We start from the raw sequence: 15,895 nt of genomic DNA, 5'->3' as shown, positions 1-15,895 counted from the left end.
CGATGCGTCATGCTGAAGTCGTGGGTCCCGACAGCCGGCACCTGGCGTTGCATCGTGAGTGGCTTGGTGCCGGCGCGGTGGTCACGATTGCCTTGGCCGTCAGCGCACTGGTGCTCCTGCGCATCGCCAACCAGGGTCGGCCGGTGGACACCTGGTGGTTAGGAAGCGCGATCATCGCCGTCGGGCTTGGCGCCGTCGGGCTGATCCTCACCGCCAAGGTGCCATCCAACATCATCGGGTGGCTGTTCCTGGCCGGTGGACTGAGCGAGGCGGTAATGGGCCTCGGACGGGAATGGGCGGTCTACGTCGAACTCGGCGGACATCACCTGCCCGGCGCATCGTTGGCCGGGTGGCTGGGTACCTGGCCGTTGGTTCCGGCGATGGTGACGTTCCCGCTGATCCTGTTGTTCTTCCCTGACGGCGCCCTGCCCAGCCCGAGGTGGCGGCCGGTACTGTGGTTGACGCTCATAAGCGCTGGCGGCGGGATCATCCAGGCGGCGACCAGCTACGGGCCCTACACCACCGACATGCCCGGGCTCACCAACCCGATCGGCATCCACTGGGCCGGTCTGGACGTGCTGGGAAGGGCTTCCCAGGCCGGCTACGCAGCCGCCGTCCTGCTGGCCATCGCGTCGCTGGCCGCTCGCCGACGAGGCGCCGATCCCGTGACGAGGCAGCAACTCAAGTGGGTCTCAGCAGCGGGGGTTCTGCTCGCCGTCGAGTTGCTCCTCGAGGTCATCCCCGGGCACGGCCCGCTCGGCTTCACCACCTGGACCGGGCCGCTGACCGTGGTGCTGTTCCTCGGGTCGATCGTGATCGCCGTCCTCCGCTACCGGCTGTGGGACCTGGACCTGCTGATCAGGTGGTCGGTGGTCTACGGCACGCTGACCCTCGTCGTGGCGCTCGCCTACCTGGCTGTGGTCGTCGCCACCGGGGCCATAACCAACCGCCAGGTGTCCTTGGGCCCATCGTTGCTGGCCGCATCGCTCGCCGTGGCGGTCGTGGCGTTGCTTCGAGATCGAGTCCATCATTGGGTGGAGCGGGCCCTGTACGGCGACCGTCAGGACCCGTACCGAGCGCTGACCACCCTGGGTGAGCGGCTGGACGCACCCGGCTCCAGCGATGATGTGCTCACCGAAGTGGTCGACGCGATCGCCCAGTCGTTGCGCCTGAGCTACGTCGCCGTGATCGTGCCGATCGAGGGGTTGGTCGCCGACATCGGCACCCCCGGTGCCCACGTTTACCGGATCCCGCTGGTGTTTCGAACCCACGAGGTGGGTCAGCTGGCCGTCAGTCCGCGAGCCGGTTCTCGCCTCAGCGCATCGCAACGGGGGGTGCTGGCCGACCTGGCCCGTCCGGTGGCCGCCGTGCTTCAGGCGGTGGCGGCCGGACGGGCGCTCGAATCGTCGCGCCTGGACTTGATGACGGCGCGCGAGGCGGAGCGTCGGCGCGTTCGTCGGGATCTCCACGATGGGTTGGGTCCGGCGCTGGCAGCAACACGCATGAAGCTCGACGGTGCGCTGTTGCTGATCGACCGGAATCCGGAGCGGGCCAAGGCGATACTGACCAAGCTGGCTGACGAGGTGGCCGGCACCGTCGACGACGTCAGGCGTCTGGTCGACGATCTTCAGCCGTCCGTGCTGGCTGAGATCGGGCTGGTGGCCGCAGTGACCGAACAGGCACGCGCTTTCACCGGCCCGGTGGAGTCGGGCGGTGCGCTCACAGTCGAGGTGCAGGCTCCCGCCCACCTCCACGGACTCGCCCCCGGTGTCGAGCTCGCCGCCTACCGAATCGCGTGCGAGGCCTTGGCAAACGTGGCCCGTCACGCCCATGCCAGCCGCTGTCGGGTCACGCTGGGCGGCGGCGATGACCTGCGGTTGCGGGTGGACGACAACGGGGTCGGCATCGGCTCCGATGCTCGCGTCGGGCTGGGCACGATTTCGATGGAGGAGCGGGCGGCCGAGCTGGGAGGCACCTGTCGCATCGGCGCCTCGCCGCTGGGAGGAACTCAGGTGGCGGTGAGCATTCCGAGCCGCCCCGTCCCAGCGCATGGGTCCAACCCGACACCGCCACCTCAGGCGACAACATCAACTCCCTCGAGCGCTCCCCAGCCTCGACTCGACGAAGCCACGAACCGATGAGCGAACAACCGATGAGCCCCGAACCTGTGACCGCTGAACCGCTGGACCGAGATGTGATTCGGGTGCTGATCGCCGATGATCACCCGATGTTCCGAGATGGCCTCCGCGTGGTGTTGTCCACCGAGCCCACCCTGGAGGTGGTGGGCGAGGCCGCAGATGGACCAGAGGTGGTTGAGCTCGCCGAGAAGCTTCAGCCCGATGTCATCGTGATGGACCTCAACCTTCCGTCGCTGAACGGTATCGAGGCCACCCGTCAGGTGGTCGCAGCCAACCCGCACATCGCCGTGCTGGTGCTCACCATGTTCGATGACGACGACAGCGTCTTCTCCGCCCTGCGCGCCGGAGCGCGGGGCTACCTCCTCAAGGGCGCCGGCCACGAGGACGTCGTGGCAGCCATCCGGGCGGTCGTCGCCGGCGCAGCCATCTTCGGTCCAGCGATCGCGCGCAGGATTCAGCGCTATTTCACCGTCCCCCAACGGGTCGCTCCGTTTCCACAGCTGACCGACCGCGAGCGTGAGGTGCTGGAACTCGTCGCCCGGGGCCAAAGCAACCCGGACATCGCCCAGACCCTCTACATCTCCGAGAAGACGGTCCGCAACCACGTGTCGAACCTGTTCACCAAGCTTCAGGTGGCCGATCGGGCCCACGCGATCGTGCGCGCCCGGTCGGCAGGGCTCGGCGGGGCCTGAACTCTCGAGCCGGTACCGAAGCCCTCGAACCGGCCCGAAAACTCGAAGTGGGGAGTGCAAACGACCGCCTGGCGGTCGTTTGCACTCCCCACTTCGGACGTTTTCGTCCGCGTTGCTCCGGGCTGGTTGCCCCGGGCTGGTCGTAGGCTGGGTACCGCTAGCCGCCCAGACCCCCGAGGAAGCCTCCGCCGCCGCCGCCGCTGCCTCCGGCCGCCGCCGGACCACCGAGTGCACCCTCGGACGGCTGGACGAGCACGAACCCTTGGCCGGCGAAGGCCATCTGGAACGTCTCCCCGGTGCCGCCCCGCAGCATCGATTTCATGCCGCCGGTGTCGGTCTTGATGTTCATCTGCACCCCGGCACTCCACAGCACGACCGCCTGAGCATCACCGAAGGTGGCCTGCTGGGTGACGTCGAGCATCACCGGCGGGCCGTCGGTGGTGACCGCGACGTATCCGGTGCCCCGCAGCACCACGTTGTAGAGCCCACCGGCCTGCATGCCTGCCATGCCGCTGCCGACCCGCTGGATGTCCCACTCGATCGAGTCCGAGAAGGCCAACACGTTGCGTCCGTTGACCGACACCATGTCGTTCTCGAGGTACATGATGATGATGTCGGTGGCCTGGTCGGCGATGAACACCTCACCCGAGCCCGTGACCTTCATCACGTTGACGCCCTCGCCGGTGACCGCCTTCTTGAGCATCTTCGTCATGCCGCCGGAGCCGGTGTTCTCGAAGCGGGCGTCGCCCTGGTAGGCGACCATCGAGCCCATGCGGGCGTTGACCGGGCCGTAGGCCAGGTTGATCTTGAGCAGCTTCTTGTTCTGGTGGACGAACTGGTCGGTCGCCTCCGCCTCGGAGAATGTGGTCAGTTCGTTGCAGTGGATAGGCATAGGTGTTCCCCCTCGTCGCGGTGCCTCTAGACCGTACCGAACGCACCGCCCATGTCCACGCGTTTCTGCGCCGCTTCCTTCGATTCCCGTTGCCGCCGGGGGCCCCGGCGCCGTCGGCACACGTAAGACGGCATACGTCCGACCGTCGAGCGCTACTCCGACGCGACGAGAGATTCGGGCCGGCGGGTCAGCTTCGCCACCTCGTCGGCCCGGGCCATCGTGGTGTCGACCATCGACTCCAACCCCTCGCGAGCGGCGCTGTCACGATCGACGATCACCTCTCGGCCGTCGGTTAACAGGTGGGTGGCGTTCTCCTGCGATGCGGCGACGACCCCGGCAGCCTTGACCAGATGGTGACGGAACATGCCGACGTCGAAGGCACCGTCGCGCACCCGGGCGTTCTCCATCGCCTTGGCGTTGGGAACCTTCACCGAGTGCACCACCCCCACCAGGCTCAGCGCCCGCAGCACGTAGTAGCTGACGTCGTACTCCCACCAGTAGAAGCCCTGCCGGGCCGAGGCCGGGTAGTGATGGTGGTTGTTGTGCCAGCCCTCGCCCATCGTCAGGGCGGCGATGATCGCCGAGTTGCGGCTGGTGTCGTTGGTGACGAAGCGACGACGCCCCATGACGTGGGCCAGCGAGTTGACCAGAAACGTGGCGTGCCACAACAGGACGGTCGAGACGAAGAAGCCGAGCACCAGGCCCGACCAGCCGCCGACGAGGACGCAGAACACGGCCAGGGTGAGCGGACCGATCCAGTCCTTCTCGTTGATGAAGCGGATCTCCGGGTATTTGGCAAAGTCGGAGATCACCTCGGTCGGCGTCGGCGAGGACTTCTCCGAGAGAATCCAGCCCATGTGGCTCCACCAGAAGCCCTTGATCGGCGAGTGCAGGTCACGGTCGGTGTCGGAGAAGCGGTGGTGCAGCCGATGGTTGCCCGCCCACCACAGCGGGCCCTTCTGCATCGCCATCGAGCCACCGAAGGCCAAGATGAACTGAAACACCCTCCCGGTTTTGTAACTGCGGTGGGCGAAATAGCGGTGGTAGCCGGCGGTGATGAAGAACATGCGCACCGTGTAGGTGCCGATCGCCAGGACGACGGCGGTGGTGCTGATGCCAGTGAAGATCAGGGCCAGCGGCGTCAGGTGGACGAGAAAGAACGGGATGGACGATCTCACCTGGACGCGCTCGTCAGGAAGTCGGCCATGGGTGGCGATGGTCACGGGGGCCTCGGCAGGTTGGGGCGGGTTCGCCGGAGCACTACGGCGGGACAGCGCAGGAGCGGGGGATTGCTGAACAGAGCGGTGGTTGCTGAACAGGTGAGGATACCACCAGCATCAGGCGATTTGCGTTGGACAGCCGTCACATAACGGCGGAACACCAATGTTCCCATGCCGTCTTCGATCAGCGCCGTCACCACTTCATGGATGGTGGTGCCGTTTGGGTGCACGATCGTTCGCCGAAACCCGGGCCGTCCGAAGCTTGCGCCGTTCATCGAAAGTCACGAGACCTCAGCCCGCCGCGGCTGCCGCTGCCGCCGCGCCGCTGAGGCCCTCGGCCTGCGTCCGCTCCGACGGGCACCGGCAGGGGGTCGAAGCGTTCGGCGGCCACCGCCACCACGTCGTCAACCGTGCGCTCCAGACGGCCGGTCACCACCAGGGCAGGTGCGTCGCGGGCCAGGCGCCGGTACCGCACCCAGCAGCCCGGCGAGCACACGACGTTGACCAGCCCGGTTTCGTCCTCCAGGTTCAAAAAGATCGTCCCGCCGGCGGTCTGGGGCCGCTGGCGATGGGTGACGATGCCACCGACCGACACCTTGGTGCCGTCCGGCGACGACAACAGCGCCTGAGCGGTCGAGATGCCGAGAGCGTCGAGGCGGTGGCGGACAAACCGGGTGGGGTGCCCATCGGCCGACACGCCGGTGGCCCACAGGTCGGCCTGTGCCTCCTCCCACTCGGCCATGCCCGGCAACCGAGGCGCCTCGGCGCCGGTGACGATGCCCTCCAACCGGTCGGGCGAGCCCTGGGCGGCCGCCCCCACCGACCACAGCGCCGCCCGCCGCCCCAACGGTTGTCCGCTGCGATGGGGATCGGCGAAGCCCCCGAGCGCTCCCGCGGTGGCCAGCGCTTCGAGCTGTTGGCGGCTCAGCCCCGCCCGGCGGGCCAGGTCCTCCACCGAGGCGTAGGGCCGTTCGGCGACCACTTGAGCGGCGGCATCCTCACCCAGGTGGCGCACGCTGGCCAGCCCCAACCGCACCCGGGGCTGGGGCCGATCGCGGTTCCAGCGGTAGCGACGATCGGGCGGCGGCGCCCCACCCCCGTCGACCAAACCGGTCCCGGCGGCGCCGTCGATGTCGGGACCGATGTCGGGACCGATGTCGATGTCAATGTCGATGTCAGGGACATGGGGGATCAACCGGCTGCCGGAGGTGCCCCCTGGCCACCACAGCGTGCTCATGACCCCCGAGGTGGCCACGTCGGGGGCATCGACCTCCACCCGGTGGCGCCGGGCGTCCTGCACCAGCGAGTGGGGCGACCAGAAGCCCATCGGCTGGGCATCGAGCAGCCCGGCCAGAAACGCCGCCGGTTCGTGGTACTTCAACCAGGCGGAGGCGTACACCAGGTAGGCAAAGCTCACCGAGTGGCTCTCGGGGAAGCCGTAGTTGGAGAAGGCGGCCAGCTTCGACCACAGCTCCTCACGGGTGGCTTCGTCCAGCCCGTTGGCGGCGGTGCCCTCATCGAAGCGGCGGGCCAGGACGGCCATGGCCTTGGCCGACCGCTTGGACGCCATCGCCTGGCGCAACTGGTCGGCCTCGGTCGGGGTGAAGCCGGCCACGTCGATCGCCAGCTGCATCAGCTGCTCCTGAAACAGCGGCACGCCCAGGGTCTTCTTCAGTGCCGGCTCGCACAGCGGGTGCAGGTAGGTCACCGGCTCCTCCCCCCGGCGGCGTCGCAGGTAGGGGTGCACCGAGCCGCCCTGGATCGGGCCGGGCCGGATCAGCGCCACCTCGACGACCAGGTCGAAGAAGCAGCGGGGCTGCAGCCGGGGCAGGGTGGCCATCTGGGCCCGGGACTCCACCTGGAACACCCCGACCGAGTCGCCCTGGCACAACATGTCATAGACGTCGTCGTCCTGGGGCAGGGCCGCCAGGTCGATCGTCTCGCCCCGGGTGGCCGTGATGTGGTCGACCGTGGCGTGCAGGGCGGTCAGCATGCCCAGCCCCAGAAGGTCGAACTTCACCAGCCCGGCCGCCGCGCAGTCGTCCTTGTCCCACTGCAGCACCGAGCGGTTCTCCATGCGGCCCCACTCGGTGGGGCACACCTCGACCACCGGCCGGTCGCACATCACCATGCCGCCCGAGTGGATGCCCAGGTGCCGGGGCGCGCCCTGCAGCTGCCCGGCCAGGTCGATGACCGCGTCCGGGGCGCTGATGCCCTCGGGACGACCCTCCCCCGGCTTGGGCAACGGCCCCCACCGGCCCAGCTCCTTGGCCCAGGCGTCCTGTTGGCCCACCGAGTAGCCCAGCGCCTTGGCCGCGTCGCGCAGCGCCGAGCGGCCACGGTAGGTGATCACGTTGGCCACCTGGGCGGCGTGGCTGCGGCCGTGGCGCTCGTAGACGTACTGGATCACCTCCTCCCGGCGACCCGACTCGATGTCGAGGTCGATGTCGGGCGGCCCGTCGCGCTCGGGCGACAGGAAGCGCTCGAACAGCAGCCCCAGGCGCACGGCGTCGGCCTTGGTGACCCCGAGGGCGAAGCAGGCCGCCGAGTTGGCCGCCGAGCCCCGGCCCTGGCAGTAGATGTCGTTGCGGCGACAGAACGCGACGATGTCCCACACGACGAGGAAGTAGCCGGGAAACCCCAGCTGCTCGATCACCCCCAGCTCGTGGTCGATCTGGGCCCAGGCCCCCGGCGCGGTCTCGGCCCGGCGTGTGCCGTAGCGCACGACGGCACCGTCCTCGACCAGGCTTCGCAGGTAGGCCATCTCGCTGACCGGGGTGCCGTCGGGGCCGGGCGGGCACGGGTACGGCGGCAGCGACGGTGCGACCAACGACAAGTCGAACGCGCACTCCCGGCCCAGCGCCGACGCGGCCTGCACCACCCCGGGATAGCGGGCGAAGCGGGCGAGCTGCTCGGCCCCCGAGCGCAGGTGGGCGCCACCGTTGGCGGGCAGAAAGCCGTCGCTGTGATCCAGGCTGGAGCGGGCGCGGATCGCCGCCATCGCCCCGGCCAGGCGGCGGGCGGCCGGGGTGGCGTAGTGGACGTTGTTGGTCGCCAACGGCCGCACCCCCGCCGAGGCGGCCAGGCGCACCAGGGCATCGTTGCGGGCCGAGTCAAGCGGGTCGCCGTGATCCCACAGCTCGGCGAACACCGAGTCGGACCCGAACGCCGCTGTGAGCGCCCGCAGCTCCCGGGCGGCCGCCCGCGGCCCGTCGGCGACCAGCGCCGCCGGCACGGTGCCCTTACGGCACCCGGTGAGGGCGGCCCAGTGCCCGCGGGCCCGTCCGGCCGCCTCGGCCAACTCGGCAAAGCTCAGCCGTGGCCGGCCCTTCTCCCCCGCCATCTGGGCGGTCGACAGCAGCGTGCCCAGCCGGGCGTATCCCTCGGGGTCGCGTGCCAGGATCACCAGGTGGCGGGCCGCCGGGTCGTGGCTGGTGCCCTCACCGGCGCGCGGTTCGGCCGCCCCGATCGACACCTCGGCGCCGAACACGGTGGGCAGCCCGGCCTCCCGGGCCGCCTCGGCGAAGCGCACCACGCCGTAGAAGCCGTTGTGGTCGGTCAGCGCCAGCGCGTCCAACTCGAGCGCCACCGCCTCGTCGACCAGCTCCTCCGGCGAGGATGCCCCGTCGAGAAAGCTGAAGTGCGAGTGGGCGTGCAGCTCGGCATATGCGGTACCGGGGCGGCGCCTGCCAGCGCCCCCCGGACGCGGGCGACCCCGGACTCCCCCACGTTGACGAGGCTCGTGATCGTCGCCTCGCGTCGCTGGTTTGTCCGGGTCGACACCGGGTGGGGAGGGACCCCGTTGCGTGGCGCGGCCGGGCGATCCAGAGACCGCCGAAAGCTGGGCTTCCAGCTCCGACCACGACTTCGCCGGGTTTCTCCATCCCACGGAGCCACCTTATCGAACGCCTGTTCGTTTTCAAGCGGCGAAGGTCGCCACCGGCCGTCACGCCCCAAGCTGCATCAGACCGCTGCGCCCGCGGGCCGCCGCCGATCAGGGCGCTACGAAGACGATGAGGGACTGCAGCTCCTCCTGGGTGCCGATGGCGATGATCACCTCGCCCTTGGAGATCACCTCGTCGGGCGAGGGGTTGGTCTCGAAGCTGCCGTCGCGGCGACGCAACGCCAGCACCAACGCGCCGGTTTCGTCGCGCAGGTGGGTGTCGCGCAGCGTCTTGCCGACGAGCGGCGACCCCTCAACCACCGCCACCTCCTCCAAGCGAAATTCGAGCGACTTTTCGTGCATGACGACGTCGACGAACTCGGCCACGTGGGGGTGTAGCACGAAGGCCGCCATGCGCACGCCGCCGATGCTCTGCGGGTTGACCACCCGATCAGCGCCGGCCCGCATCAGCTTCTCGCCGCTGTCCCGGCTGCGGGCGCGGCTCACGATGAACAGGTCGGGGTTGAGCGACCGGGCGCTGAGGGTGATGAAGGAATTTTCGGCGTCGCCATCGACCGCCGCCACCAACGCCGCAGCGCGGTCGATGCCGGCCTGGCGCAGCACCTCGTCGGTCGTGGCGTCGCCGATCACCACGCGATGCTCGACACCGTTCACCTTGTCGGGTTCGATCTCGACGATCACCAGTTCCTGTTTGGTCTCGGCGATCTCCTCGGCGATGGCATGGCCGACAAGGCCCCAACCGCACACGATCACGTGGCCGCTCACCGAAGCGATCGACTGGTTCATACGTCGTCTCCCTAGCAACTCGTTGACTCGGCCTTCGATGACACCCTCGACGATCACGCTGAAGGCGTACAGCGCTGAGGAGACCCCCACCAGGATCAGCACGACGGTAAAGGCGACACCCAGCCGCGACAGCGGCTCCACCTCGCCGAAGCCCACCGTCGACACCGTCATGACCGTCATATACACCGCGTCGAGCGGGCTGAAGCCCAGGAACAGGTAGCCGACGATGCCGAACGCCAACACGCCGAACAGGGCGATCATCGCTCCCGCCAGACGCCGCCCTTGCCCCATCGCCCGACACACTACGGGCGGATCCGCTCCGGTACGCGAAGTGTGCCGCTCTCGCGTCGTGAGGAGCGCGAGAGCGGCACACTTCGCGGTGCTCCCACTTGGTCAGCATGCGTTTGCGCCGTTCGCACCCGGCACCTCTCGGCCGGGCCGACAGCCTCTACGCTGTTGGGGTGGCCGACCGATCGTTGCTCTGGGACGGCCCGCTGAGGCGTTGGCACCCCACACAGGTGGTCGTCGTCGGGTTCATCGCCGTCATCCTCACCGGCGCAGCCTTGTTGCACCTGCCGATAGCCACAGACGGGGTCGAACACAGCTTCCTCGATCGGCTCTTTACCGCAACCTCGGCGGGCACCGTTACCGGCCTTCAGGTGGTCGACACCGCCACCGGCTGGACCCATTTCGGGCAGGCCGTGATCATGGTGCTCGCCCAGATCGGCGGGTTCGGGCTGATGGCGTTCTCGTCGGTGGTCGCCGTCGCACTGGCCGGCAAGCTGGAACTGCGCCACCGCCTGGCCACCCAGGCCGAGGTGAACCTCGCCGGCGGAGCCGACTTCAAGGCGGTGATCCTCGGGGTGTTCCGCTGGTCGATGGGCATCGAGGCGACGGTGGCGGTGGCGCTGTTCGGCGGCTTCGTCATCATCCACGGCGAGCCGCTGGGACGGGCGGCATGGCTGGGGCTGTTCCATGCGGTCACCTCGTTCAACAACGCCGGGTTCGCCCTGTTCAGTGACAACCTGGCCGGCTTCGTCGACGATCCGTGGACCTCCGGGGTGATCGCCACGTCGATCGTGCTCGGCGGCATCGGCTTCCCGGTGTTGATGGAGCTGCGTCGCCTCTACCGCCGCCCCCGACGCTGGTCGCTGCACACCAAGATCACCCTCGTCGCCACAGCGCTGCTCATCGCCGGCGGAGCGCTGGCCGTGCTCGTCATCGAGTGGTCCAACCCGAACACCCTCGGGCCGATGGGCATCGCCGACAAGGCGATCGCCGGTCTCTTCCAGGGCATTACCCCCCGCACCGCCGGATTCAACACGATCGACTACGGCGCCATGCGCGAGTCGTCGATCGTGGTCACCATCGTGTTGATGTTCATCGGCGGGGGCAGTGCCTCCACCGCAAGCGGCATCAAGGTGACCACCTTCGCCGTCCTGGCGTGGGTGATCTGGGCCGAGCTGCGCGGTGACCGTGAGGTGGACTCGTTTCGGCGCCGCATCCCGGCGGTCGCCCAGCGTCAGGCCCTCACCGTGGCGCTCAGCGGGGTGGCCCTGGTCACGGTCTCTACGATGGCGCTCGTGACCTTCGACCGCATCCCCCTGGGCGACGGCCTGTTCGAGGCCACCAGCGCGTTCGGCACGGTCGGGTTGACCACCGGGATCACCCCGACGCTGAGCGCTGCCTCCCGCGTGGTGCTGATCGTCATGATGTTCATCGGGCGCGTCGGGCCCGCCACCCTGGGCGCCGCCCTCGTGTTGCGGGAAAACACCCGGCGCTACCGCTATCCCGAGGAGCGACCCCTCATTGGCTGAGACCGTCCCGTCCCATCCCACGTCTCCCGCCTTCGCCGGGCCGCCCCGAAGCGCCGAGCGCCTGCGCCGCAGCGACACGGTGCTGGTCATCGGCCTGGGCCGATTTGGATCGGCACTCGCCACCTCGCTCGAGGACATGGGCCACGATGTGCTCGGCGTGGACCTCGACCCAGGCCTGGTCGCCGACCACGCCAACGCGCTCAGCCAGGTGATGGAGGCGGACACCACCCGGCTGGACACGCTGCGCCAGATCGGCGCCGAAGACGTCGGGGCGGCGGTGGTGGCGATCGGCACCGACATCGAGGCATCGATCCTCACCACCGCCGCCCTCGTCGACCTGGGCGTGACCCCGATCTGGGCCAAGGCGCTCACCGAACCCCATGCCCGCATCCTCGAGCGCATCGGCGCCAGCGAGGTGGTTTTCCCCGAGCGGGACATGGGCGTGCGGGTGGCCCACCAGGTCACCGGCCGCATGATCGACTGGTTCCAGCTCGACGACGGCTTTGCCCTGGTCGAGACGCGGGCCCCGACGTCGATGATCGGCCAGACCCTTCAGGAGAGCCAGGCGCGGCGACGTTTCGGCGTCACCGTCGTCAGCATCAAGCCGGTCGGCTCGGCGTTCACCTACGCCACCGCCGACACGGTGATCGGCCAGGGTGACGTGCTGCTGGTCGCTGCCGACACCAAGGCGGCCGAGGAGTTCACCAAGCAACGGTGACCAACGTCTGACATGCTCGACGCCGGGGCGATCCGCCCTGCGTAAGGAGGCACCCTTGGCTACCGACGATTCAGAAGGCCAACCGCAGCTGGACCCGCTACCCGAGGACTGGGACCGGGCCTTGGCGATCGTGGCCCACCCCGACGACATGGAGTACGGCGCCGCCGCGGCCGTCGCCCGCTGGACCGCTGCCGAAAAGTCGGTGGCCTACGTGCTGGTCACCCGCGGCGAGGCCGGCATCTCGACGCTGGCTCCCGAGCAGTGTGCGCCGCTGCGGGCCGAGGAGCAGCGCCGCAGCTGCGCTGCGGTCGGCGTCACCGAGCTGTCGTTTCTCGACCACCCCGATGGCCTGGTCGAGGCCGGCCTCGAGCTGCGCGCCGACCTGGCCGGAGCGATCCGGGCCCATCGGCCCGAGGTGATCGTGTCGATCAACTACCGCGACACCTGGGGTATGCCCGGCTGGAACCACGCCGATCACCGCCACGTCGGCGTGGCGCTGTTGGATGCGGTCCGCGACGCCGCCAACCCGTGGGTGTTCACCGACCGTGGCCAACCCTGGGAGGGCGCGCGATTCGTGGCCTTCGGCGGCTCCCCCCAGGCCACCCATTGGGTTGACACCACCGCCAGCCACGCCGCGGGCATGGCCTCGCTGGCCGAGCACCGGGCCTACCTCGACCACGTCGACGCCACCCCCGGCGCCACCGAGGCCTGGCTGACCGGGATGGCCGCCGACCAGGGCGCCCGCTTCGGCGTCGACTACGCCACCGTGTTCGAATTGGTGCCCCTCTAGCCTGGGCCGACGATGACCACCACCTTGGGCCAGATCAACCTGTTCGTCGCCGACATGACCGCCACGGTGGCGTTCTACCGACTTCTCGAGCTCGATGTGGCCGACCCGTACGACTGGCCGGAGGGCTCCGGCGCGCAACACGTCGACGTGCACTTCGGGGGCGACTTCTACATCGCCTTCGACAACCACGCGATGGCCCGGATCTGGAACCCGCAGTTCGACCCGGACCGCGGCGGCGGCAACGCCGTCATCGGCCTCATGGTCGCCGGGCGGGCCGACGTCGACCGCCTGTACGACCAGGCCCGGGCCGCCGGGTACGAGGTTGGGGTGGCGCCCTACGACGCGTTCTTCGGGTCCCGCTACGCCATCGTCTTCGACCCGGACGGCAACCAGGTGGGCATCAAGTCGCCCATCGAGGCCGACCGGAAATACGTCCCAGAGCTCTGAGGGTCGCCTGCGGTGATGCCGCGGCCGACGCCCGCGTGGCACATTGGGGGCCATGGGACTTCTCAGTTGGATCATCTTCGGCCTGATCGCCGGTGCCATCGCCAGGCTGCTCGTGCCCTCGGGGAGGGGCGGACGCGACCTGGGTTGCATCGGCACGGTGTTGCTGGGCGTGATCGGCTCGCTGATCGGCGGAACGGTGGCCAGCCTCATCGACGGCGAAGGCATCGACTTTGCCGCCAGCGGGCTGATCGGCTCGGTGCTGGGTGCGTGCGGACTGCTCGTCCTCGTCCGGGTGCTCAGCCGATGAGCCTCGACATCGGGTCGGGCGCCCCTCCCGCACCGCTCTACGAGCGGGTCGGAGGTCACGACTTCTTCGAGCGGCTGGTCGACGAGTTTTACGACCGGGTCGAGGCGGACGCAGAGCTGCTGTCGCACTACCCCGACGTCGACGACCTTCAGGGCGCCCGCGACCGGCTGCGCATGTTTCTCGAGCAGTTCTGGGGCGGGCCCACCACCTACGCCGAGCAGCGCGGCCACCCCCGCCTGCGCATGCGCCATGCGCCGTACCGGATCGACGTCACGGCCCGCAACCAGTGGCTGGCCGCAATGGCCGGCGCCATCGACGTGCTCGAGGTGGCCGAGCCCGAGCGCGGCGAGCTGATCGCCTACTTCGCGTCGGCCGCCGACCACCTGGTCAACGCCCGCTAAGCCGTTGCTGGAGGGCACCCGGGCGCCACTGCGAACGATGGTTTGAGCCACGATCTCCGTCGGTACGATCTCGACATGCCCCACCCAGCCCCCGAGCACGCCGCCGGCCGGTCCAGCTCGCCCGTCGCCCCGACCCTGCGCGATGCATCAGCCCTCAGCGATGCCTCCACGTCGCACGATGACGCAGGCCCAAGCGACACCGATGCTGCGATGATCGACACGATCATCCCGTCGACGCCCAGGTCGGCCGCACGCGCCGTCACCGCCGACGAGTTGGCGGCCGCCGATGCGGTGGCCCTTGAGACGCCCTACCTGTTCGGCCGACGGCTGCCGGACACCACCCGGGCCGAGCGGGGCCGCCGCGCGGTGACGATGAGCGCGGTGGTCGCCCACCGCTTCGGGCCGGTCATGACCCACAGCATGCGCCACCGGCGTCTCAGCACCGACGACTGGGTGCCGGCGCTCCGCAGGACGTTCGAGGATCTGGGCACAACGTTCCTCAAGTTCGGCCAGCTGGTCGGCTCGGCGCCCGGCATTTTCGGCGACGATGTGGCCGACGAGTTCCGCAGCTGCCTCGACACCGGACCGCCGGTGCCCTTCGACGAGGTGAAGCGCCTCATCGAGGACGAACTGGGTCGCTCCTTGGAGGACGCCTACGCCCACTTCGACCCCAACCCGATCGGCCGGGCCTCGATCGCCGTCGTTCACCGGGCAACCACTCACGACGGGGCCGAGGTGGCGGTCAAGGTGCTGCGACCCGACGTCGAGCGGCGGGTCGCCGTCGACCTCGACCTGTTGCAGCCGCTGCTCGCCAAGGTGGTCGAGGCCACCGGCGAACAGGCCGCCGTGTCGATGCTCCAGCAGTTCGACGGGTTCCGTCAGCAGCTGGGCGAGGAGCTCGACCTGCGCAACGAGGCCCGGGCCATGGTCCACTTCAACCGCCTGCTCGGCCTGGTCGACCTGCCCAAGGTGACCGTGCCCGAGGTGTACCCGGAGCTGTCCAACCGGGGCGTGCTCACGATGGAGTTCATCGAGGGCGTGCCGGTGGACGACCTGGCGACGATCGACGGCTACGGCGCCGACGCGCCGATCGTCGTCCAGCAGGTGGTGCAGGCCTTCCTTTTGACCGCCCTTCGCTGGGGCACCTTTCACGGCGATGTGCACGCCGGCAACCTGTTGTTCCGCCCCGACGGCCGCATCGGGGTGATCGACTGGGGCATCGTCGGCCGGCTGGACGCCGACACCCACCTGTTGTTCAGGAGGATGATCGAGGCTGCGCTGGGCGACGACACCGCCTGGGCCGACATCGCGGCGATCTTCATGCGCCACTACGGCGAAGCGATCGAGGCCGCCCTCAACCTGGACGACGACGGGCTGATCGCGTTCATCAAGATGATGATCCAGCCGGTGCTGACCGCCCCGTTCGGTCAGGTCAGCCTGGCCGACATGATGCTGGCGCCCCAGCGGGCGGTTGCGGCCGCATCGGGGATCGATGCCGACGACACGTCGCCATTGACCAGGCTTCGACGCCTCAACGAACAGCGCAAGGCTCGCAAGCTGGTCGTCACCCAGGGTGCGGTGGCGACCGACTTCGACCGGGCGACCTTCCTGTTGTCCAAGCAGCTGATGTATTTCGAGCGCTACGGCAAGATGTACATGAGCGACGTGTCACTGTTTGAGGACCGTGAGTTCTTTACCGCTGCCCTCGCCGCCGACCCCGCCGTCCGTGGCCACGGCCAACCGGTCGAGTAGGCGAGGGCGCTCCCACGACCGTCGGCGACGC

13 protein-coding genes are annotated in these 15,895 nt (G+C 69.2%); 9 read left to right on the top strand and 4 right to left on the bottom strand.

The features are described from left to right. The first annotated feature begins 20 nt into the window (after positions 1–20). Positions 21–2,141 (top strand): sensor histidine kinase, encoded by a 2,121-nt coding sequence (locus tag PKD89_RS08850; protein ID WP_287377577.1) that lies wholly within the window; start codon positions 21–23, stop codon positions 2,139–2,141. A gap of 11 nt (positions 2,142–2,152) precedes the next feature. Continuing rightward, positions 2,153–2,830, top strand: coding sequence for a response regulator transcription factor (locus PKD89_RS08845; protein ID WP_287377575.1), 678 nt, complete (start codon positions 2,153–2,155; stop codon positions 2,828–2,830). A 157-nt stretch (positions 2,831–2,987) separates the two neighbouring features. Here the strand turns inward: PKD89_RS08845 and PKD89_RS08840 are convergent, their stop codons facing one another. The 4 genes from PKD89_RS08840 to PKD89_RS08825 all read right to left on the bottom strand — a co-directional run bounded on the left by PKD89_RS08840 (position 2,988) and on the right by PKD89_RS08825 (position 9,923). Then, on the bottom strand, positions 2,988–3,722 hold the full coding sequence (locus tag PKD89_RS08840; RefSeq protein WP_287377574.1) for an AIM24 family protein: 735 nt from the start codon (positions 3,720–3,722) through the stop codon (positions 2,988–2,990). A gap of 152 nt (positions 3,723–3,874) precedes the next feature. Next, positions 3,875–4,945, bottom strand: a complete 1,071-nt coding sequence (locus PKD89_RS08835) for an acyl-CoA desaturase (RefSeq protein WP_291916124.1) — start codon at positions 4,943–4,945, stop codon at positions 3,875–3,877. A 268-nt stretch (positions 4,946–5,213) separates the two neighbouring features. Next, positions 5,214–8,831, bottom strand: coding sequence for an error-prone DNA polymerase (locus tag PKD89_RS08830; protein WP_287377569.1), 3,618 nt, complete (start codon positions 8,829–8,831; stop codon positions 5,214–5,216). A 105-nt stretch (positions 8,832–8,936) separates the two neighbouring features. Next, positions 8,937–9,923, bottom strand: a complete 987-nt coding sequence (locus tag PKD89_RS08825; protein ID WP_287377566.1) for a potassium channel protein — start codon at positions 9,921–9,923, stop codon at positions 8,937–8,939. A 170-nt stretch (positions 9,924–10,093) separates the two neighbouring features. Here PKD89_RS08825 and PKD89_RS08820 point away from each other — a divergent pair, with 170 nt between their 5' ends. From PKD89_RS08820 to PKD89_RS08790, 7 genes are all read left to right on the top strand, one after another. Continuing rightward, complete coding sequence (locus PKD89_RS08820) at positions 10,094–11,449, top strand: TrkH family potassium uptake protein (RefSeq protein WP_289010774.1); 1,356 nt, start codon at positions 10,094–10,096, stop codon at positions 11,447–11,449. Beyond that, a complete protein-coding gene (locus PKD89_RS08815) occupies positions 11,442–12,167 on the top strand; it encodes a potassium channel family protein (RefSeq protein WP_289010773.1) in 726 nt (241 codons plus the stop codon). The genes PKD89_RS08820 and PKD89_RS08815 overlap by 8 nt, the downstream gene beginning before the upstream one ends. A gap of 55 nt (positions 12,168–12,222) precedes the next feature. Next, complete coding sequence (locus tag PKD89_RS08810) at positions 12,223–12,957, top strand: PIG-L deacetylase family protein (protein ID WP_289010772.1); 735 nt, start codon at positions 12,223–12,225, stop codon at positions 12,955–12,957. Positions 12,958–12,969: 12 nt separating this feature from the next. Continuing rightward, entirely contained in the window at positions 12,970–13,404 is a 435-nt protein-coding gene (locus PKD89_RS08805) for a VOC family protein (protein ID WP_289010771.1), read from the top strand. A gap of 52 nt (positions 13,405–13,456) precedes the next feature. Then, positions 13,457–13,711: a GlsB/YeaQ/YmgE family stress response membrane protein gene (locus PKD89_RS08800; RefSeq protein WP_287377553.1), complete on the top strand. Its 255-nt coding sequence runs from the start codon at positions 13,457–13,459 to the stop codon at positions 13,709–13,711. After that, entirely contained in the window at positions 13,708–14,112 is a 405-nt protein-coding gene (locus PKD89_RS08795; RefSeq protein ID WP_289010770.1) for a globin, read from the top strand. Before PKD89_RS08800 ends, PKD89_RS08795 begins: the two co-directional genes overlap by 4 nt. A gap of 75 nt (positions 14,113–14,187) precedes the next feature. After that, positions 14,188–15,864, top strand: a complete 1,677-nt coding sequence (locus PKD89_RS08790; protein WP_289010769.1) for an ABC1 kinase family protein — start codon at positions 14,188–14,190, stop codon at positions 15,862–15,864. Positions 15,865–15,895 lie beyond the last annotated feature (31 nt).

The sequence above is a fragment of the Candidatus Neomicrothrix sp. genome, from assembly GCF_035329545.1.
Classification (GTDB): domain Bacteria; phylum Actinomycetota; class Acidimicrobiia; order Acidimicrobiales; family Microtrichaceae; genus Microthrix; species Microthrix subdominans.
Note: the sequence above shows the minus strand (reverse complement) of the source record. Positions and strands in the feature narration are given on the sequence as shown.

Excerpts from the sequence above, each read along its gene's own strand:
- PKD89_RS08790 (WP_289010769.1), top strand. The coding sequence starts at position 14,188 with ATGCCCCACCCAGCCCCCGAGCACGCCGCCGGCCGGTCCAGCTCGCCC.
- PKD89_RS08800 (WP_287377553.1), top strand. The coding sequence starts at position 13,457 with ATGGGACTTCTCAGTTGGATCATCTTCGGCCTGATCGCCGGTGCCATC.
- PKD89_RS08840 (WP_287377574.1), bottom strand. The coding sequence starts at position 3,722 with ATGCCTATCCACTGCAACGAACTGACCACATTCTCCGAGGCGGAGGCG.
- PKD89_RS08805 (WP_289010771.1), top strand. The coding sequence starts at position 12,970 with ATGACCACCACCTTGGGCCAGATCAACCTGTTCGTCGCCGACATGACC.
- PKD89_RS08845 (WP_287377575.1), top strand. The coding sequence starts at position 2,153 with ATGAGCCCCGAACCTGTGACCGCTGAACCGCTGGACCGAGATGTGATT.
- PKD89_RS08795 (WP_289010770.1), top strand. The coding sequence starts at position 13,708 with ATGAGCCTCGACATCGGGTCGGGCGCCCCTCCCGCACCGCTCTACGAG.
- PKD89_RS08825 (WP_287377566.1), bottom strand. The coding sequence starts at position 9,923 with ATGGGGCAAGGGCGGCGTCTGGCGGGAGCGATGATCGCCCTGTTCGGC.